Origin of the sequence: Bradyrhizobium sp., from assembly GCF_030646015.1 — a bacterium.
Taxonomy (GTDB): Bacteria; Pseudomonadota; Alphaproteobacteria; order Rhizobiales; family Xanthobacteraceae; genus Bradyrhizobium.
Map to the genome: position 1 here is coordinate 1 of NZ_JAUSLT010000100.1, position 16,864 is coordinate 16,864.

General features: G+C 63.1%; 20 protein-coding genes. 10 read left to right on the forward strand and 10 right to left on the reverse strand.

Features of this window, described 5'->3' with window-relative positions; translation table 11 throughout:
• Positions 1-63 precede the first annotated feature (63 nt).
• Both Q7T45_RS15915 and Q7T45_RS15920 read right to left on the reverse strand, forming a co-directional pair.
• Complete coding sequence (locus Q7T45_RS15915) at positions 64-507, reverse strand: ABC transporter permease (RefSeq protein ID WP_304871899.1); 444 nt, start codon at positions 505-507, stop codon at positions 64-66.
• A 39-nt stretch (positions 508-546) separates the two neighbouring features.
• Entirely contained in the window at positions 547-1,749 is a 1,203-nt protein-coding gene (locus tag Q7T45_RS15920) for an acyltransferase (RefSeq protein WP_304871900.1), read from the reverse strand.
• A 263-nt stretch (positions 1,750-2,012) separates the two neighbouring features.
• On the opposite strand from Q7T45_RS15920, the gene Q7T45_RS15925 reads away from it, so the two are divergent.
• Entirely contained in the window at positions 2,013-2,432 is a 420-nt protein-coding gene (locus Q7T45_RS15925; RefSeq protein ID WP_304871901.1) for a septal ring lytic transglycosylase RlpA family protein, read from the forward strand.
• A 50-nt stretch (positions 2,433-2,482) separates the two neighbouring features.
• Here the strand turns inward: Q7T45_RS15925 and Q7T45_RS15930 are convergent, their stop codons facing one another.
• From Q7T45_RS15930 to Q7T45_RS15950, 5 genes are all read right to left on the reverse strand, one after another.
• Entirely contained in the window at positions 2,483-2,905 is a 423-nt protein-coding gene (locus Q7T45_RS15930; protein WP_304871902.1) for a hypothetical protein, read from the reverse strand.
• Between the two features lie 110 nt (positions 2,906-3,015).
• Entirely contained in the window at positions 3,016-4,950 is a 1,935-nt protein-coding gene (locus Q7T45_RS15935) for an ABC transporter ATP-binding protein/permease (protein WP_304871903.1), read from the reverse strand.
• 37 nt (positions 4,951-4,987) lie between these two features.
• Positions 4,988-5,170: a hypothetical protein gene (locus Q7T45_RS15940; RefSeq protein ID WP_304871904.1), complete on the reverse strand. Its 183-nt coding sequence runs from the start codon at positions 5,168-5,170 to the stop codon at positions 4,988-4,990.
• A 67-nt stretch (positions 5,171-5,237) separates the two neighbouring features.
• Positions 5,238-5,636 (reverse strand): DUF3775 domain-containing protein, encoded by a 399-nt coding sequence (locus Q7T45_RS15945; RefSeq protein WP_304871905.1) that lies wholly within the window; start codon positions 5,634-5,636, stop codon positions 5,238-5,240.
• A 107-nt stretch (positions 5,637-5,743) separates the two neighbouring features.
• A complete protein-coding gene (locus Q7T45_RS15950) occupies positions 5,744-6,346 on the reverse strand; it encodes a hypothetical protein (protein ID WP_304871906.1) in 603 nt (200 codons plus the stop codon).
• Between the two features lie 339 nt (positions 6,347-6,685).
• Here Q7T45_RS15950 and Q7T45_RS15955 point away from each other — a divergent pair, with 339 nt between their 5' ends.
• Positions 6,686-6,832, forward strand: coding sequence for a hypothetical protein (locus tag Q7T45_RS15955; RefSeq protein WP_304871907.1), 147 nt, complete (start codon positions 6,686-6,688; stop codon positions 6,830-6,832).
• A gap of 118 nt (positions 6,833-6,950) precedes the next feature.
• Positions 6,951-7,115, forward strand: a complete 165-nt coding sequence (locus Q7T45_RS15960; RefSeq protein ID WP_304871908.1) for a DUF3309 family protein — start codon at positions 6,951-6,953, stop codon at positions 7,113-7,115.
• 134 nt (positions 7,116-7,249) lie between these two features.
• Here the strand turns inward: Q7T45_RS15960 and Q7T45_RS15965 are convergent, their stop codons facing one another.
• Both Q7T45_RS15965 and Q7T45_RS15970 read right to left on the reverse strand, forming a co-directional pair.
• The gene (locus Q7T45_RS15965) at positions 7,250-7,909 is read right to left on the reverse strand and encodes a hypothetical protein (protein ID WP_304871910.1); all 660 of its coding nucleotides are present in this window, start codon (positions 7,907-7,909) and stop codon (positions 7,250-7,252) included.
• Between the two features lie 95 nt (positions 7,910-8,004).
• Positions 8,005-8,187, reverse strand: coding sequence for a hypothetical protein (locus Q7T45_RS15970; protein ID WP_304871912.1), 183 nt, complete (start codon positions 8,185-8,187; stop codon positions 8,005-8,007).
• Positions 8,188-8,666: 479 nt separating this feature from the next.
• Here Q7T45_RS15970 and Q7T45_RS15975 point away from each other — a divergent pair, with 479 nt between their 5' ends.
• Entirely contained in the window at positions 8,667-9,518 is an 852-nt protein-coding gene (locus Q7T45_RS15975) for an SDR family oxidoreductase (protein ID WP_304871913.1), read from the forward strand.
• A gap of 15 nt (positions 9,519-9,533) precedes the next feature.
• Here Q7T45_RS15975 and Q7T45_RS15980 read toward each other — a convergent pair whose 3' ends face one another.
• Entirely contained in the window at positions 9,534-10,157 is a 624-nt protein-coding gene (locus tag Q7T45_RS15980) for a ferric reductase-like transmembrane domain-containing protein (RefSeq protein ID WP_304871914.1), read from the reverse strand.
• Positions 10,158-10,336: 179 nt separating this feature from the next.
• On the opposite strand from Q7T45_RS15980, the gene Q7T45_RS15985 reads away from it, so the two are divergent.
• From Q7T45_RS15985 to Q7T45_RS16010, 6 genes are all read left to right on the forward strand, one after another.
• Entirely contained in the window at positions 10,337-10,999 is a 663-nt protein-coding gene (locus Q7T45_RS15985; protein ID WP_304871915.1) for a TetR/AcrR family transcriptional regulator, read from the forward strand.
• Between the two features lie 121 nt (positions 11,000-11,120).
• Entirely contained in the window at positions 11,121-11,486 is a 366-nt protein-coding gene (locus tag Q7T45_RS15990) for a PRC-barrel domain-containing protein (protein WP_304871916.1), read from the forward strand.
• Between the two features lie 278 nt (positions 11,487-11,764).
• Positions 11,765-12,004, forward strand: coding sequence for a hypothetical protein (locus tag Q7T45_RS15995; protein ID WP_304871917.1), 240 nt, complete (start codon positions 11,765-11,767; stop codon positions 12,002-12,004).
• A 243-nt stretch (positions 12,005-12,247) separates the two neighbouring features.
• Positions 12,248-13,957 (forward strand): sulfatase-like hydrolase/transferase, encoded by a 1,710-nt coding sequence (locus Q7T45_RS16000; RefSeq protein ID WP_304871918.1) that lies wholly within the window; start codon positions 12,248-12,250, stop codon positions 13,955-13,957.
• A gap of 11 nt (positions 13,958-13,968) precedes the next feature.
• Entirely contained in the window at positions 13,969-15,714 is a 1,746-nt protein-coding gene (locus tag Q7T45_RS16005; RefSeq protein ID WP_304871919.1) for a sulfatase-like hydrolase/transferase, read from the forward strand.
• A gap of 122 nt (positions 15,715-15,836) precedes the next feature.
• Complete coding sequence (locus tag Q7T45_RS16010) at positions 15,837-16,769, forward strand: aspartyl/asparaginyl beta-hydroxylase domain-containing protein (RefSeq protein ID WP_304871920.1); 933 nt, start codon at positions 15,837-15,839, stop codon at positions 16,767-16,769.
• Positions 16,770-16,864: the final 95 nt, after the last annotated feature.

Genomic DNA, 16,864 nt, shown 5'->3' on the forward strand with positions numbered 1-16,864 from the left:
CAGTTGCTGGCGGATCTCGGCGGTCGCCCCCATCCCCGATCCCGTGACGCCGAGCCGGTCGAACTAGGACCTGTCGATCGCGACCGCGTTCGGGGTCGACAGCGCCTCGACCCGGCCTTCCACCAGGTTCCACGGTTGCAGACCGCCGGCCCGCAGATCCGAACCGATAACGAAAACCGGTGTCGTGGCGCCGCCCGGGATTCGCCAATCGGCAAATCCGATGACGACGGGGGTCGCCTCCGCCACTCCGTCGATCGAAAGTGCGCGATAGCGCTCGCGCGCGTCCAGCAGCGAGGGGTCCTCGAAGCACTTGGTTCCCTTCGGCATGATCCAGAGATCGGCGGACGCATGATCGATCATGGTCGTCACCGTGCGCCCAAATCCGAGATACAGTCCCATCTGGACGGTGACCAGAACGATGGAGAACACGATCCCGACCACCGTCGCAATGAAGCGAAGCCGGTCATGAAACAGATTTCGGAATGCGAGGGTGAAGACCAATGGCATGTTATTGAAGCTCGATCACCTTCCGTATGAATTCAGCCTTCACGCGCGGCGCACTCCGCGTATGGTTGCATTCAGCCGCGAGACCGGCAGCGCGCCACCCATGGCGGCGGCGATGGTCCAACTCATGATCAGGGTGCCGACGAACACAATCGCGGCCTTGCCGATCGCAAACAACCCGGTGCCCAGCAGCGCATATTGCAGCCAGACCGCAAACACGTAGTGGATCAGGTACATTCGGTAGGCATTGGCTGACAGGCTGTCAAACGCCCGCAGGCGCCAATGTGCAAAGCGCAGGCAGATCGCCAGCGAGCACAGGCAGCCCGCTGCGCAGGCGACGACAAAGCCCATGCCGGCGGCGAGTTTCATGCCAAGCGGAGCGTTGCTCCAGTCCGCCATCGTCACCGAGGTCGGCGCCGCCCAAAGCAGGAAACCGAAGAAGGCCGCGGCGAGCCACGCCGCCCAGCGCCGCGCCAGCGCCCCGTCGCAGTCGAGCAGGCCACGGTCGAGGCCATAGGTTCCGACCGCCACGCCGGCGAGAAAATAGACGAGGTAATGCAACAGCCGGCTGGGCTGAAACGAGATCGGGCCGATATTCGTCCATTCGAAGGGCGAATAGGCCAGCACCAGGGGGACATAGGCCAGCGCGGAGACCGTCACCAGAACGACAACGAACCGCACCGGATTGCCGCCGGCGAAGCCCACCAGCCGGACAAGCGGCTGGTCCCATCCGGGAACCAAACGATACAGCGCGGCCGCGAGAACATTGAATGCCAGGAGCTGGCCCAGGAACCATTGCGGTCCGCATGGCCAGAACGGCAGCGCGAGCCAATGCTGCCAATAGGCATCGAGGCCTGGGTCAACGGCAGTCGTGCGATAGGCGGGATAATAGGCGAGCGGCGCAAGAAAAATGACCGCGAGCGCCAGGGGCAGGCCGATCCGCAACAGGCGGTCCGACAGGAACTTCCAGCTGCCCTTGTGCGCGAGGCTTGACGGCACGAACAGACCCGAGAGGAAGAACATCAGGGCCATCAGACTGACGTCCTGCCAGGCGCAGAACAGGTCGAAGCCGAACCATCGCTGATTGTCGACGATGGGAAAGGCCAGCCATCGATAAGGCGCGCTGTCGAAGGGATAGGCGGCGGCCGGCAGGGAGGCGAGATAGGGGAGGACGGAGTGGAACGCCAGCACGACGATGATGACGACAGCCCGAAGATTGACGAGAGCAACGCTTGATCTGCTCATGGTCGCGCGGTCCCCGCGTCAATCCGGAAGGATGCGCCCTCCTGGGACTATCATTGCCGTTGGGGCGTATGATCCATGATCGGGCATGGTCCCTCTTGATTTAGCGCAACACAAGCGGATCTAGCCGTTCGCGCCTGCAGCAACGGTTCAAGCAACAGACTACGTTCCTGCAAATCTTGACACGGATCAACGCAAAATGCCGCCGAGTGAATTTTACTCCACGAGCACTTGTCGCAGCGCCGCAATCGGGGAGGCTGATCCAGATGCACGGCTCCGGGCTCGCGAAGCGCGCAGCTATCGCCCGGCTGCATTTGATTGCGCTCGCATTGCTGCAACCAATCTTGCTGCAGCCGGCGCGGGCGGCCGATGCAAAGCCGGACGAATGCGGTCTTGCGTCGGTCTATTCAACGCTGAGCGAAGAGACGGCAAGCGGAGAAGATACCAACGCGAAAAATTTGACCGCCGCGCACCGGTCACTCCCGTTCGGGACCATGGTCCAGGTCGATAATCAGGAAAACGGCCGCTCGGCAGTCGTGCGGATCACCGATCGCGGCCCTTTCGTCAGCGGCAGAATAATCGATCTATCGCAGATAGCCGCACAAAAACTCGAATTCTCCGATTTGACCCAGGTTTGCCTCAAAATCCTGGCGCTACCTGAAATTGGACCGGTCGAAGAGAATTGATCGCTCCGAGACCTGGGTCTGGAGCGATCTTGAGGCGTGGCCCGGTATCCTTAGTAGTGACGATAGCGATAATAGCGGCGGCCATAGTATGGCCCACCACCATAATAGTAAGGTCCGCCACCGTAGTATGGCCCGCCGCCATAGTAGTATGGTCCACCGCCGTAGTAGCCCGGCCCATATCCGTAGCCGTAACCATAATTTTGCTGGGCAGCGATCGCGCCAATGGTTCCAATCGCCATTCCCATGAAAGCAAGTCCCGCAGCATTGTTTCCACGGTAGTATCGGCGGCGGCGCGCCGAGCTGAAGTCGGTGGCATCGCTCGCCCCCGCGGTGGCGGAGACATCCTTCGAAGCGGGAGTCGCCGGACCTGCCGTGGCCGTCGGCGGCTCACCCATTGTGAGAGCCAGCACGGCAATCGTCGCTACCGCGACGCTGCGGCCAGCCGAAGAAAGAAATCCTTTACGCGTCGACATTGCAAGATCCCTCATCGTGACCTGACTAATACCCAAAGTTATGCTGCAATGGAGATCGCCAGACCGCGTTGACCCAGATCAATAATGTCGGTGAGAGAACCGGGCGCGCATCATGACCGGATGGCCATCAACCAGTCGTCGAGCCGTTGCAGCCAGCGCCGCGGCGGAGGTGGGGCAGGGGGCGGCTTGAGCTTGAGGCGGTCGCCGTCAAGTCCATGAACGAGCTGAAGCGTTCGGGTGTGGTAGACGGCAAGATCCGGACGGTGACCGATGCTCAATAAGGTCGTCTGCTTCAGCTCGTCGTCGAACAGGCGCATGACGCGGCGCTGGCTGTCTTCGTCGAGCGCGGCCGTCGCTTCGTCGAGAAAGACCCATCCCGGCTTGTGCAGCAGCAGCCGCGCGAACGCGAGGCGCTCCTGTTCGCCGAGCGAAAGCTCCTTGTCCCAGCGCTCGGTCCGGTCGAGCTTCGGAATGAGACTGCCGAGATCGCACCGCTCCAGTGCCTTTCGAACATCCGCATCAGGGAAGGCATCGGTGGCGCCCGGATAACTCAGAGCGTTGCGTAGCGTGCCCAGCGGCAAATAAGGGCGCTGCGGCAGGAACGCCATGGTCCCGGGCGGAGGCGTGAGGATGGTCCCGGAACCCCACGGCCAGAGACCCGCCACGGCGCGGAACAGCGTCGATTTTCCTCGACCGGTATCGCCGACGATCAGCACGCGCTCGCCCGGTGCGATGCTGACGGTCGCGTCATCGATAACGATGTGCCCGTCCGGCAGCAGGACGCGCACGCCCTCGAATGCGAGATGACCGTCCGGGTGCAGCGCGCGTTTGATCTCCTCCGCGCCCTCTTCGACCGCGGGCAGGTTGTCGAGCGCTTCGCGGAAGCGCGCGACCCGGTGGACCGCCGCCCGCCAGTCGGCGAGCCGCGAAAAATTGTCGACGAACCATCGCATCGCGCCCTGCACCTGGGAGAAGGCGCCCGCCACCATGATCAGGCCGCCGAGGGTCAGGCGGCCGCCGAAATAGGCCGGTGCGGCCACCAGTATCGGAACGACCAGCGACAGCCAGCCGGTGCCCGATGTGATCCAGGTGAGGTGGGCGAGCGAGGAGGATATCCGCCGCATGGTATCCACGACGGCCGCGAGCGCGGCCTCGAGATGCCGCTGTTCGTCCTTCTCCCCGCCATGCAGCGCGATGCTCTCGCCGGATTCGTTGACCCGGACGAGAGCGAAGCGGAATTCCGCCTCGCGCGCGTATCGTTCGCCATTCAGGGCAATCAGCGGCCGTCCCACCAGCCAGGTCAGGCCCGAGCCGATCAGGGCGTAACCGAGCGCACACCAGACCATGTAGCCGGGAATGGCGATGTCGTGGCCCGCCACCTGGAAGGTGACCTGCGCCGACAGGGCCCAGAGCACCCCGACGAAAGCGGCGATCTGGAGCAGGGAGTAGACCATGCCGCAGCCGAGGTCGGCGCTGTAGTCGCCGAGCAGGCGCGTATCCTCCTGGATGCGCTGGTCCGGATTGTGACCATACTGGCCGGCAAAGCCCAGCTGATAGGCGCGTAACGGCTTGAGCCACTCGCCCAGCAGGTGGCGGGTGATCCACTCGCGCAGCCGGAACTTCAGGCGTTCCTGCAGAAAGGTCTGGGCGACCGTGAGCGCCAGCAAGACCGCAATGATGACGAGGAACGTCCAGAGATGATGGACGAAGCCCGACAGGTCCTTGCGGCCCACGGCGTCGAAGAACTGGCCGTTCCACTCATTCAGTTCCACCTGTCCGAACATGTTGGCGATGGTGACGACGGTCGAGACGGCGAAGATCGCCACCACCCGGCGCCCGCCTTCGGCGCGGACACGCGCGAACAGTTTCAGGTCGCGGGCGAGATTGAAATCTCGCATTGGCGGAGATGCAATGAGTTCGTCCGCCAGAGCGGGTCTGACCGCCACGCCCGGTATTAACGGCAGCACAGGCAGGGCGGTCTGCGGCACTTCCGGCGGAGGGTGTGCGGCCAGAGGCGGCAAGGTCGATGGAAGGTCCGTCTTCATCAGTCTGCGTCCACACCTCGCATCGCCGTGAACGGCGCTACAGCCAGCTGATACCTGCCAGCGGCAGCACCCGCTGCAGGATCGCCGCCAGGCAAATCAGCACCACGAGCAGTTTGAGGAGATTTGCCAGGCGTGCTTCGTTGACGAACTTGTCGATGGCCCAGAAGCAGATTGCACCAACGATGCAGATAATCAGAACCCCGATCAAGACCGAAAGCATGGCGTACTCCTGTTGTTCGAATGGTTTCGGTCAGATGATTCCGGTTCACGGCGGCTGGATGTGACGATCAAAGGTGCTCTTCGAAGTCCTCGAATGATTTGCCGAACTGCGTCAGCGCCTCCTCCAGATAGTCCGCCAGCATGGGCGTCCCGATCAGGTAGGATGCCGTACGGTTGTTGTGGGCACGTGAGGCCTCCGCGCGCAGATCGCGCCAGCTGTCGAGATCGCCGTCACCGCGGCCGAGCCACATCAGGGCGACGAGCTCGATCTGCTCGTCGACGTTCAAGCCGCGAATGAAGCCGGAAAGCTCGGAACGATCGGTGCTGTTGCCGTGATCCTCAGGCATGTCGTCGCCCGTATCGGCGGTCAGGTCCGGCTGGTCAGCTTTGCCGTCGGACTGGCGTGACTTGGCGATGATGAAGAACACTTTCTCCGGCGAGATCGTCAGGTTCGGAATTTTTCGCATCGAGGACATCTCCAGAAAGCAGGCGCGGAATTCGAGCCAAGGGGACAATGGGTGGAAGGAGAGCCCGCCACGCGGCGGTCTCTCCGAAATTCGGTTCGCGGCCCCGATCAGGCGGTGGCCCGCTTGAACGCTTCCCGTGCCGTCTGATTGGCGCGATCGAAGACGGCGCGTGTTTCAGTCAAGGCAGTCGTAAGTGCCGACCATGACTGGTTTCCGGCCTCGTTCAGCTTCCGGAGCTTTTCCTCCGCGGCGACCGCATCGGCCTTCATGCGCTTGACGTTCGACTCGATTTCGTCCCGGCGCTCGCTTGCGAATTCGCTGGCGGCAGAGGCCAGCTTGTCGGCCGCCTCGCGCCATGCTTTCAACTGCGCCGCCGCCTGGAGTTCGAATGTCGCCTGCTGCAGTTCGAATTGCCTGCCGTAGCTCTCGACATATTTCTTGACCTCCGCCTCGAAGGCGCTCCAGTCGGTTTCGAGCTTTGCCTTGGAGCTGGTCCATGCAGCCTCGCTGGCTCCCGCCTGCTTCCCGATGGCGTCGCGGAAGTCGTCGCGATTCTTGCGCAGCTCGGCCAGAACCTTGCTGGCCTTGTCCTTCGCATCGGCCTGCACCTCGGCGGCCTTGCCTTCGAGGGACGTCAGCGCGGCGTCCATCTCATCGAGCCGTTCCTCGCCCCAATTTCCAAAGAAGTGAATGCTGTCTTGCCCGCTCATTTCCTCACTCCATGAATTTTCGGGGGGTATGCTCGCCGGGAGCAAACGTTCCCTTTGAAAAAGATTAGAGCTTCCCGGCGAAGACAACCTTGCGGAAGATCAACACACATGCCGCGGGGCCTGGGTTGGTCGGGTCTGGCGGCAAGGTCGGTGCCCGGCATCCGGGCCGTTGACTTGAATCAACATGATTTCGTGACCGGCCCGTAAGCTATCTAATAAGAGGTAAGGGCGCGGTTCTTCCGATTGCTCACAATTCGGGTCAATCGCGTTCGATCCCTAATTTGTTCAGACATCAGAGCCCGGCATCGAGGCAACGCGTAAGAACAGGGATCCCGGGCAATGAATCGCAACATTCTCTATCTCGTCATCGGCGCGCTCGCCGTCGTCGCTGTGGTATTGGGCTATCAATTCTATCAGGAGAGGCAGAAGACCACTGGCGTCGAGATCAGCATCGGCGAGCGTGGCATTTCAATCGAAAAGAAGTAGTGCGGCATCTTGTCGGTGACGCTGCCGACTGGCAGTCGGCGCAGATGTCAAGATCAAGGCCTCGCAGTCGGACTACGAAGAATCAACGTCCATTTAGGTCCCACCAAAGGAGTCAGACATGTCGCTCGGACTAATACTCGTCATTATCCTCGTCATCTTCCTGCTTGGTGGCTTCAGCGGCCGTTTCGGCGGCTACGGCTACGGCTTCGGTCACGGCGGTGTCGGTGTGATCGGCGTCATCCTGATCATTCTCGTCGTCCTGCTGCTTTTGGGCCGGATTTGATCGGCTTACTGGGATAGTGCTTCAAGACAGATCAGTCCGACGCATTCCAACCACGGCATCCGACGGATGACGGCCTCAACGTATATCCCCGCGTTGAGGCCGTTTCTTTTGGGCAGCCCTTCTTCCAGCGCTTCTTACTGCCTGTAGCGGCAATACTCTTCGCCGTTGTCGTACTCGACGCAGATTTTTACGCGGCGCCGGGGCCGGTCTGCATCGGCATATCCGCGGTAGGACCTGTCCCGGTCGGCATCGTTCCCGTCGCGCTCGTCGCGCTCTTGATATCGTCCACGATCCTTGTCGCGATCGTAGCCCATGCGGTCGCCGTCGCCGCGACGCATCATGCCGCCGTGGCCGGTCTCGCGGTCATCGCGGCCCATGCGGTCGCCGTCGCCGCGACGCATCATGCCGCCGTGGCCGCTTTCGCGATCATCGCGGCCCATGCGGTCGCCGTCGCTGCGACGCATCATGCCGCCGTGGCCGGTTTCGCGGTCATCGCGGCCCATGCGGTCGCCGTCGTTGCGACGCATCATGCCGCCGGGGCCGGTCTCGCGATCATCGCGGCCCGTGCGGTCGCCGTCGCTGCGGCGAATCTTCCAGTCCGGACCCATCTCGCGGTTGTCCGACTTCTGTTGCTCGCGGCCGGCTTTTTGATCCGGCGGTGGCGGGGCGTTCTGATCGGTCTGGGCAGGGGCTCCGGCTTGTGGCGCTGCGGCCGGCGCTTTTCCCGGCTCCTGGGCGAATGCGCAGAGGCTCGACGAGGCGAGCAACATCGCGGCGAGAACGAACACGCGCATGGGGGATTCCTCCGTTGGGGTGTGATCGGTAACGAACTGGTCGCCGCTTGGTTGCGTGCCTCGGATCGAAATCGAACACGCCCCCGAAGGTGGCTCTAGTTCTTTCCCAGCGGAAGGTCGTTGCTTTGCGGAAGATCTTTTGCCTCTTCTTCCGCCAGCAGCTGCAAGAGCACTTTGCGCTCCGCGTCGTCGTGCGGCTCGGCGAGGCGCATCCTGAACAGGGCCAGATTTTCCCGGTGAATGAAACTCTCCACAGTGAGCCCTCGGGGTTTTGGCATGCTAGGGCCTGCGACGAATGGAAAGCGCGAGCCATCCCCGCCACGCCGCGGCCTTCAACGGGTCTTCTGAATTCCCGACCGTCCTCAAGGTGTGCGGGGCATTCGGGCACCCCTCGCACCCTGGAAATTCAAACACGCAGAACTCCCGGCCGTGAGGCTCGCCCGCCGTCATTTCGAAACGGCACTGAAACGGGGCCGGGCACGCTCCGGTGGTCTGAATTTGGGACATGATGCTCCCCCGTGATCGGGCGGGAGCGCGGGGCTCTCAGTCACCGGCAATTGCCCAGGTCGGGGCGGTGATGGAACCGAACCTGTCACGTTCGGAACCCGGCATTGTGATCAATTTTGCTCACCCAGCCGATTAATTTGACGCACCCGGGCCACGCCCACTTGTGCTGAACTGGTGAAAAGCCAGCTTCGTCAGCCGGTTGCGTCGCGCCCGGTGCGTAATGCATGGTTCCCTCGACCAGGAGGGAACCATGCAATCCGTCGTCATCACCGGGGCATCGACCGGCATCGGCTGGGCCACGTCAAAATGGCTGCTCGACCGCGGCTTTCGCGTGTTCGGCAGCGTGCGCAAACAGGCCGACGCCGAACGTCTCGCAAGCGAGTTCGGCGCGAATTTCACGCCGCTGTTGTTCGACGTCACCGACGAGGCCGGGGTGCTGGCCGCCGCGCGCAAAGTTCGCGCCGCGCTGGATGGCAAAACGCTCAGTGGCCTCGTCAACAATGCCGGCATCGCGGTCGCGGGGCCGGTGCTGGAACTCGCGGCCGACGAATTCCGCCGCCAGATGGAAGTCAACGTCATCGGGCCTGTCATCACCACGCAGGCGTTCGGCCCGCTGCTCGGATCCGATCCGTCGCTGACGGGGCCGAAAGGGCGGATCGTGATGATCAGCTCGGTCTCCGGCAAGGTCGGCGCGCCGCTGACCGCGCCCTATGTGGCGTCGAAGCATGCGATCGAGGGGCTGTCGGAAAGCCTGCGCCGCGAACTGATGCTGTTCGGCATCGACGTCATCATCGTCGCGCCCGGCCCGGTCAAGACGCCGATCTGGAGCAAGGCCGAGGACGTCGATATCTCCGTCTACCAGAACTCGCCGTTCTTCCCGGCGCTGCAACGAATCCGCAAATTCATGCTGCAGCTCGGCGAGAACGGACTGCCGGCGGAGAAGATCGCGGAAGTAATCGCCGACGCCCTGACGTCGGCGAGCCCGAAAGTGCGCTACCAGATCGTGCCGGATCCGATCCAGCAGCTGATCGGGTCGCTGCTGCCGAAGCGCGTAGTCGACAGGATCATCGCCAAACGACTCGGGCTGATACCGAAGGCGTAGGCAAGGTATTAGCCGCTAGCCCGCCCGCACCGTGCGCGGCGTCCGCGCCGATGTCATCGCGATCATCCGCAGCGCGAACACCGCCAGCAGCGGGATCAGGAACAGCGCGTACAGCGGCATGTCGGGAATCCGCTTGCCGAACGATACCGTGAACTGAAACAGCAGATAATAGCCGCCAGTGAGATGCAGGATGCGAAAGGCGCGCGGGCCGATCGCCGCCGCCGTGCGGTCGAACGAGGTCGCGGCCATCGCCATGATGAAGGCATAGCCGGTGCCGCCGAAGATGTACGAGGCGGCATTGGTCGCGGCCGCGTAGCCGGCGGGATCCATCATTGCAAAGCAGGCGATGGCGATGGCGTGGAGGCCGTGCGACGCCGCGAAGGTCACGCCGAGATAGCGCCGGTTACGGCGCTGCCACCGCGTCCAGCCATTGGGCCACAGCCGCGCCAGCGCCGCGGCGCCGAAGGCGAGGCAGAACAACAATAGCGAGGTGCGCGCCGTGAAGCGGATCATCATGCGGACGCCGTCGACCTCGAAGCCTCGCATGCCCGCGATCCAGACACTCAAGGCCACGAGCACCAGCGTCAGTGCGGCGAACAGCCGCCAGCCCTCGAACCAGTCTTGGCGATGTGACGGCATGATGTGTCCCCCGTTGCAATGTAATCATCAGTTACATTGGGCGTTCTCCCACGGTCAATCGTGTATGCAGTGCTTACATTCACGATCGGGTGATGCTAGATCTTGATGGGATCAGGTTGGACGCCACCAGGCATTCTTTGCATGGGGTTGTTTTCGACATTTTTGTAAAGGCCATAGCCATGCCTGTATCCACCAAGCCGAAACGCCGGCCCGCCAGCCGCCCGAAAGATCAGCCAAAGCCCTATCACCACGGCGACCTCAGGCGCGTGCTGATCGAGGCCGCGCTGCAGCTGGCTGCCGAGGGTGGCGCGGAAGCGGTCAGCGTGCGCGAGGCGGCGCGCCGCGCCGGGGTGTCGCCGGGGGCGCCGTTCCGGCATTTCCCGAGCCGCGACGCCCTGATGACGGCGGTGGCCGGGGAAGCGCAGCAGCGCTTCCGGGCCGAGATATCAGCCGCGCTGGCGGACGTGCCGGATAGCGATCCGCTGGCGCGGTTTCGCGCGCTGGGGCTGGCCTATCTGCGCTGGGCGATGCGCAACCCGGCCCATTTCGAGATCATCTCGAGCGGCCGCTATTTTGCCCATGACAAGGCGACCGACCTGTCACGGGACAATGCCGAACTGATTGATCTCGCCGAGCGTACGCTGGCCGATGCGTTTGCGAGGGGTCAATTGCGCAGCGGCGACCTGAAACGGGTCCAGCTCGCCGGCCGCGCGCTGGTCTACGGCTTTGCCCGCATGAACATCGACGGGCACTTTCCGCGCTGGGGCATCGCGGCGGACGAGGCCGGGCCGACCGCCGAGGCGATCCTCGATCTCTTCATCGACGGCATCGCCAGGCGCTGACGTTTCTGTGTGCCGCCGCTGTTGCCCACAAAGGAATTTCTGCCGCAGCCGCTTTCGTGAACGCGCCCGGAACAAACTCTTGCTGCGGCCGTTTTACGTCGACAGCAGAGGAGAACGACAAATGGCAATGGAATCCAGCGAGACAGGAACCTTGATTGGCAGCGACAAGGTCGAAGGAACCGCCGTTTATGGCGCCGACAGCGAAAAGATCGGAACCATCGAGCGCGTCATGATCGACAAGATCAGCGGCAGGGTTTCCTACGCGGTGCTGAGCTTCGGCGGTTTCCTCGGCATCGGCGATGATCACTATCCGCTGCCCTGGCAGTCGCTGAAATACGACACCAACCTGGAAGGCTACATCACGGGCATCACGCAGAAGCAGCTCGAAGGCGCGCCGAAATACGGCAACGACAACAGCTGGAACTGGTCGGACACGTCCCGCACCCGCGCGGTGAACGACTATTACGGCGTTCCGTTCGTCGCTTGAACCGGCAGCGGCCATCAGCCAAAGGCCCCGGCAACTGCCGGGGCCTTTTCCACGATACCTTGTTGCCTCCCCACGAACGCCCAGAGGCAAAACGGCTGAAGCGACGCTGCTCCCGGCTGGCGGGGGGCGGGCGGCGGCTGGTCGCAATCCCGCCCGGAACCGGCTCCGTCGCCGGACGTTCTACCGCGACGTCAGGCGTCCGAGAGACCGCCCGTTTGGTGTGCACGCCGCTCTGGCGCGGAATTTGAGCCCGAGGAAGCATGAAACGGAGGCCAACGATGGCGCGAAGCCTGCTGTGCGTCGTCCTGCTGACGCTGAGCCTCCCCGGGTTCGCCCAGATGGACCGGACCACGCCGGCATTTTATGTCGTGCTCAATGCGCTGACCCGGAACTGCACGGTGGCCGACAAGGTGCCGCACACCGATACCCCGAACATCACCGTTGCCAGCGACACCGTCTACAAGACCCGGGCGGAAGCCGAAGCCGCCGCGAAGACGCTGGCCCCCTGCAAGCAATAGGGCGGGGCTTTCTTACCCTCCCCTGGAGGGGGAGGGTGAAGCAGGCCGGCGGTCCCGACCTGCACGAAAAAGAAGCGTCGATGTGCAAGATTGCTCAGTCACGCCGCCGGCAAATTCATTGCGCGTTCATGACGTTTCCCCTACATTTTTATGACACGTCGCAGGCTCCGGATGCGACGTCCGTCTCCTGGTCATCGCCAGCCAAGGCTCAAAGGCAGTGCCGGGTATAGTTGCGTCCCGTCCATGGCGCCCGCGCCGAATCCAGGTCCCGTCGCCACCGTCGCCGCCGCCGGCCTTGCCTCGGTAGGATTCTGGCGGCTGCTTGCGGTCGCGGCCCCACATCTGGCGGCGATCGGCCTGATGCTGCACACCGAAACCGACTTCGGGGCGCGGCTCGGTTTCCTGCTGTCCTGGGGGCTGCTGAACTGCTTCTGGATCGCGCTGCTGCGGCGTCCGGCGCTGTCGGGCGCGCTGTCGCTGACCCTGGTGGTGGTGCTGATCCTGCTGTCGCAGCTCAAGCACGGCATCGTGCAGATGACCGCGAACTTCATCGACGTGATGGTGATCGACCGCGACACCGCGGCATTCCTGTTTACGATCTTCCCCAATCTGCGCTGGTCCGTGATCGGCGCGGCTGCCGTCATCCTTCCCTTGATGTACGCGCTGTGGTGGCTGGACCCGTTCCGGATTCGCCGGTTGCCGGCCCTGGCCTGCAAGCTGGCCTGCCTGGCCGCGCTGGTGGGATATTCCTATGCGTGGCCCGAGCAGCCCTGGCGCAGCTATTACGACGACGGTTATTTGTCGAAATTCTCCCGCTCCGGCGTCACCGCGGTATCGGATTTCTTCAGTTACGGCTTCATGGAATCCGACGCCGTTGCCGCCGGGCGCCTCAAGGTGCCGCTGGAGGAATCCTGCGCGCCGACGGGGCGGCGGCCGCACATCATCATGATCCATGACGAGTCGAGTTTCGACATTCGGCAGGCCAAGGGCATCAAGGTTCCCGCGGGCTATGGCAGTCACTTCAAATCGTCCGACGGCAAGTCGCGCACCTTCATGGCCGAGAGCAGCGGCGGGGCGAGCTGGTTCACCGAATACAACGTGCTGGCCGGGCTCTCGTCGCGCTCGTTCGGCCGGTTTTCCTATTTCGTGACCCGCATCGCCGCGGGCCGCGTCGAGCGCGGACTGCCGCTGGCGCTGCGCCGCTGCGGCTACAGCACGACGTCGCTCTATCCGGCCCATGGCGCGTTCATGAGCGCGCGCCAATTCCACACCACCACCGGGATCCAGAACTTCCTCGACGCGCGCGATCTCGGCGCCAGGGGCGTCGAGCCCGATCGCTTCTTTTACGACAAGGCGCTGAACCTGTTGTCGCAGGAAGCGCCGGCGAAGCCGCAGTTCATCTTCGTCTACCTCGCCGCCAATCACTTCCCCTGGGAGAAGCGGTTTCGCCCCGAACTGACGCCGTCCTGGTCGCGGCCCGGCAATGAGCCGAAAGTCGATGAATATCTGCGCCGGCAGACCATGAGCGCCGACGACTATTCGGCGTTCGTCGCGGGGTTGAAGAAGAAATTTCCGGCGCAGCCGTTCCTGATCGTGCGCTATGGCGATCATCAGCCGGAATTCTCCTCGAATATCCTCGATCCCGGTCTCGACGAGGCCGGCGTCGGCAAGAAATTCGAGAGTTACGATCCGCGTTATTTCGCTACCTATTACGCGATCGACACCATCAATTTCGAGCCGGTGAAGAGCCCGGCGGTGATGGAAACCATCGACGCGCCCTATCTGCCGCTGGTGATCCAGGAAGCCGCGGGAATTCCGCTCGATCCCTCGTTCGAGGAACAGAAGAACATCATGATGCGCTGCAAGGGTGTGTTCTATGCCTGCAAGAGCGGCGCGGAAGCCCGCCGCTTCAACCGGCTCCTGATCGACGCCGGTTTCGTGAAGAACCTCTAGGGGAGGTGAACATGCCAGCCTCCGTCGCAACCGAAACCGGAACGGGCCCGACCGGCGCTGCCGTGCGCGGCGTCCGGTTCTATGTCGGCCTTGGCGTGGTTGCGGCACTTCATCTTGCAGCGCTGGCTGTCCTGCTGTCGTGGGAATACGGACCCTTTGCGATCACGCTGTCGGTGCTGGCGTGGGTCTTTGTCAATTGCCTGTTCCTGCTGGTGCTGCCGCGACCGGGCGTTTCGGCGGCGCTCGCGCTGGCTTTGGTGGTGCTGCTGATCGTGATGTCGCGCTTCAAGTTCGACATTCTGCAGCTGTCGCTGACCTTCCTCGATTTCCTGATCATCGATCGCGACACCTTCTCGTTCCTGCTTTCGGTGTTTCCACCATTGCGGACGCAATTGATCGTGGCTGCGGTGCTCGCAACCCCGGTATTGTGGGTAATCTGGCGCGCCGATCCGTTTCGCGTCGGTCGTCGCATTTCGCTGGCGATGCTTGCCGCGGCCACTCTGTCGATGTCGGTGATGTCGATCGCTGTGCCCGAGCAGCCGTGGGAACCGTTCCAGGGCGTCAATCATATTTCCAACCTCGCCCGCTCCGGCGTGGTGGCGGTGTCGCGGCTGACCTCGACAGGGTGGATCGAGGCCGATCCCGCCCCGCACGGCCTGACCCCGAGAGCCTACGCCGCCGGCCGGCCCGCGCTGCCGCCTGGCGAGGATTGCGACACCAGCGTGAAGCGTCCGCACATCATCATGCTGCTCGACGAGTCGAGCTTCGATGTCACGGCGGCACCCGGCGTCAAGGTGCCCAAGGGGTACACCGACTTCTTCAAGTCGATTGACGGCATCCAGCGCACCATGATCGCGGAGGCGACCGGCGGCCCGACCTGGTACACCGAGTTCAACGTGCTGAGCGGCATGTCGGCGCGATCGTTCGGTGACCTGAAATTCTACGTCACCCGGATCACCGCCGGCCGGGTCGCGCGCGGACTGCCGCAGGCGCTCAAGCGTTGCGGCTACAAGACCTTCTCGCTGTACCCGACATATGGAAATTTCCTCGGCGCGCGCGCCTTCCAGAAGGGCACCGGTGTCGGCCATTTCATCGACATGGCGGATATGGGCGTCAGCGAGGACATGCAGCCCGACAAGTTCTACTTCGATCAGGCCCTGAAAGTGTTTGCGGCCCAGCAGCCGTCGCAGTCGCCGGTCTTCATGTTCGTGTACCTCACCGCCAATCATTTTCCATGGACCAGCGTCTACCGGCCCGATCTGACGCCGGACTGGACGCCGCCGGGCAATACCACGGAGATCGATGAATACATTCGCCGCCAGGCGATGACGGCGAAGGACTATCGTGATTTCACCGCCCGGCTGGCGCGCGATTACCCGGATCAGTCGTTCATGGTGCTGCGTTTCGGCGATCATCAGCCGGCGATCTCGCAGAAAATGATCGAGCCCGGCATCGACCGCAAGGCGCTGGCGCAGCGCCTGATGGCGGCGGATCCGCGCTACTTCTCGACTTACTACGCGCTCGACGGGATCAACTTCTCACCCCCCGATCTGTCGTCGGCGCTGGAAACGCTCGATGCGGCGTATCTCCCGATCGTGATCCAGGAAGCCGCCGGCGTTCCGCTCGATCCGTCGTTCGCGGAGCAGAAGAAGATCATGCTGCGCTGCAAGGGCCAGTTCTATGCCTGCAAGGGCGGCGCGGAAGCCCGCCGCTTCAACCGGCTGCTGATCGACGCCGGGCTGGTGCGCGGACTATAGGCGCGATTCCCCCGGAAGTACCTGCGGGTTCCGCTGCGGCAGGAGGGCCTGATGCCTTGAGTGTGGCTCCGCAAACCTGCTACCATCAAAGGAGTTAGAGGCTTTTCAACGGGTTTTTCGCCATGGTGATGCGTCTGTTCGCGCCGCAGTTTCTCGTGCTCTGGGCCTTCATCGGCTCGGCGCTGGCCGTGCATTTCCGCGGCAAGGTACGGCTTGGGTTCTTTCGGCAGCTCACCGACCATTCCACCATCATGGCGCCCTACAATGTGCTGATGTACCTGTTCTCGGCGGTGCCGAACCGGCCCATCCTGGACGAGGATTCGATCCCCGAACTCAAGCTGCTGCGCGACAACTGGGAGCCGATCCGCGACGAGGCGATGGTGCTGTTCGCGCAGGGCCAGATCAAGGCCGCGGACAAGTACAATGACTGGGGTTTCAATTCGTTCTTTAGGACCGGATGGAAGCGGTTTTACCTGAAATGGTACGGCGCGGCGCTGCCCTCGGCGCTGGCCAATTGTCCGAAGACCGTCGAACTGCTGAATTCGATCCCCAACATCAAGGGCGCGATGTTCGCCACCCTGCCGCCCGGCGGCAAACTGGTGCAGCACCGCGATCCCTATGCCGGTTCGCTGCGTTATCACATGGGACTGGTCGTGCCAAAATCGCCCGGTGAATGCCGGATCGTGATCGACGGCGAACCGCACTACTGGCACGAGGGCAAGGGTCTGCTGTTCGACGAGACCTATCTGCACTATGCCGAGAACACCACCAGCGACGACCGCATCATCCTGTTCTGCGATGTCGAGCGTCCCTTGCGCACCCGCGCCATGACCGCGGTCAATCGCTGGGTCTCCAAGAATATCATCAACGAGAGCGCCACCCAGAACGAGGAAGGCGAGCACGTCGGCTGGCTGAACCGGGTCTTCGGCTCCGTCTACCAGGTCCGGCTGGTGGGCAAGCGGATGAAGGCCTGGAACAAGCGCGTCTATTACGCGGTGAAATTTCTCTTGATCGGCGGCATCCTCGCCGCCTTCCTGGCGACGGCCTTCGCCTGAGGCGGGGCCTGAAGCGCCGATTCGGGTCGCCCGGATCGAGCCGGACGCAGTCGGACACCTGACCAGCCACTCAACGATCCGCGCTTTTGCCCGCA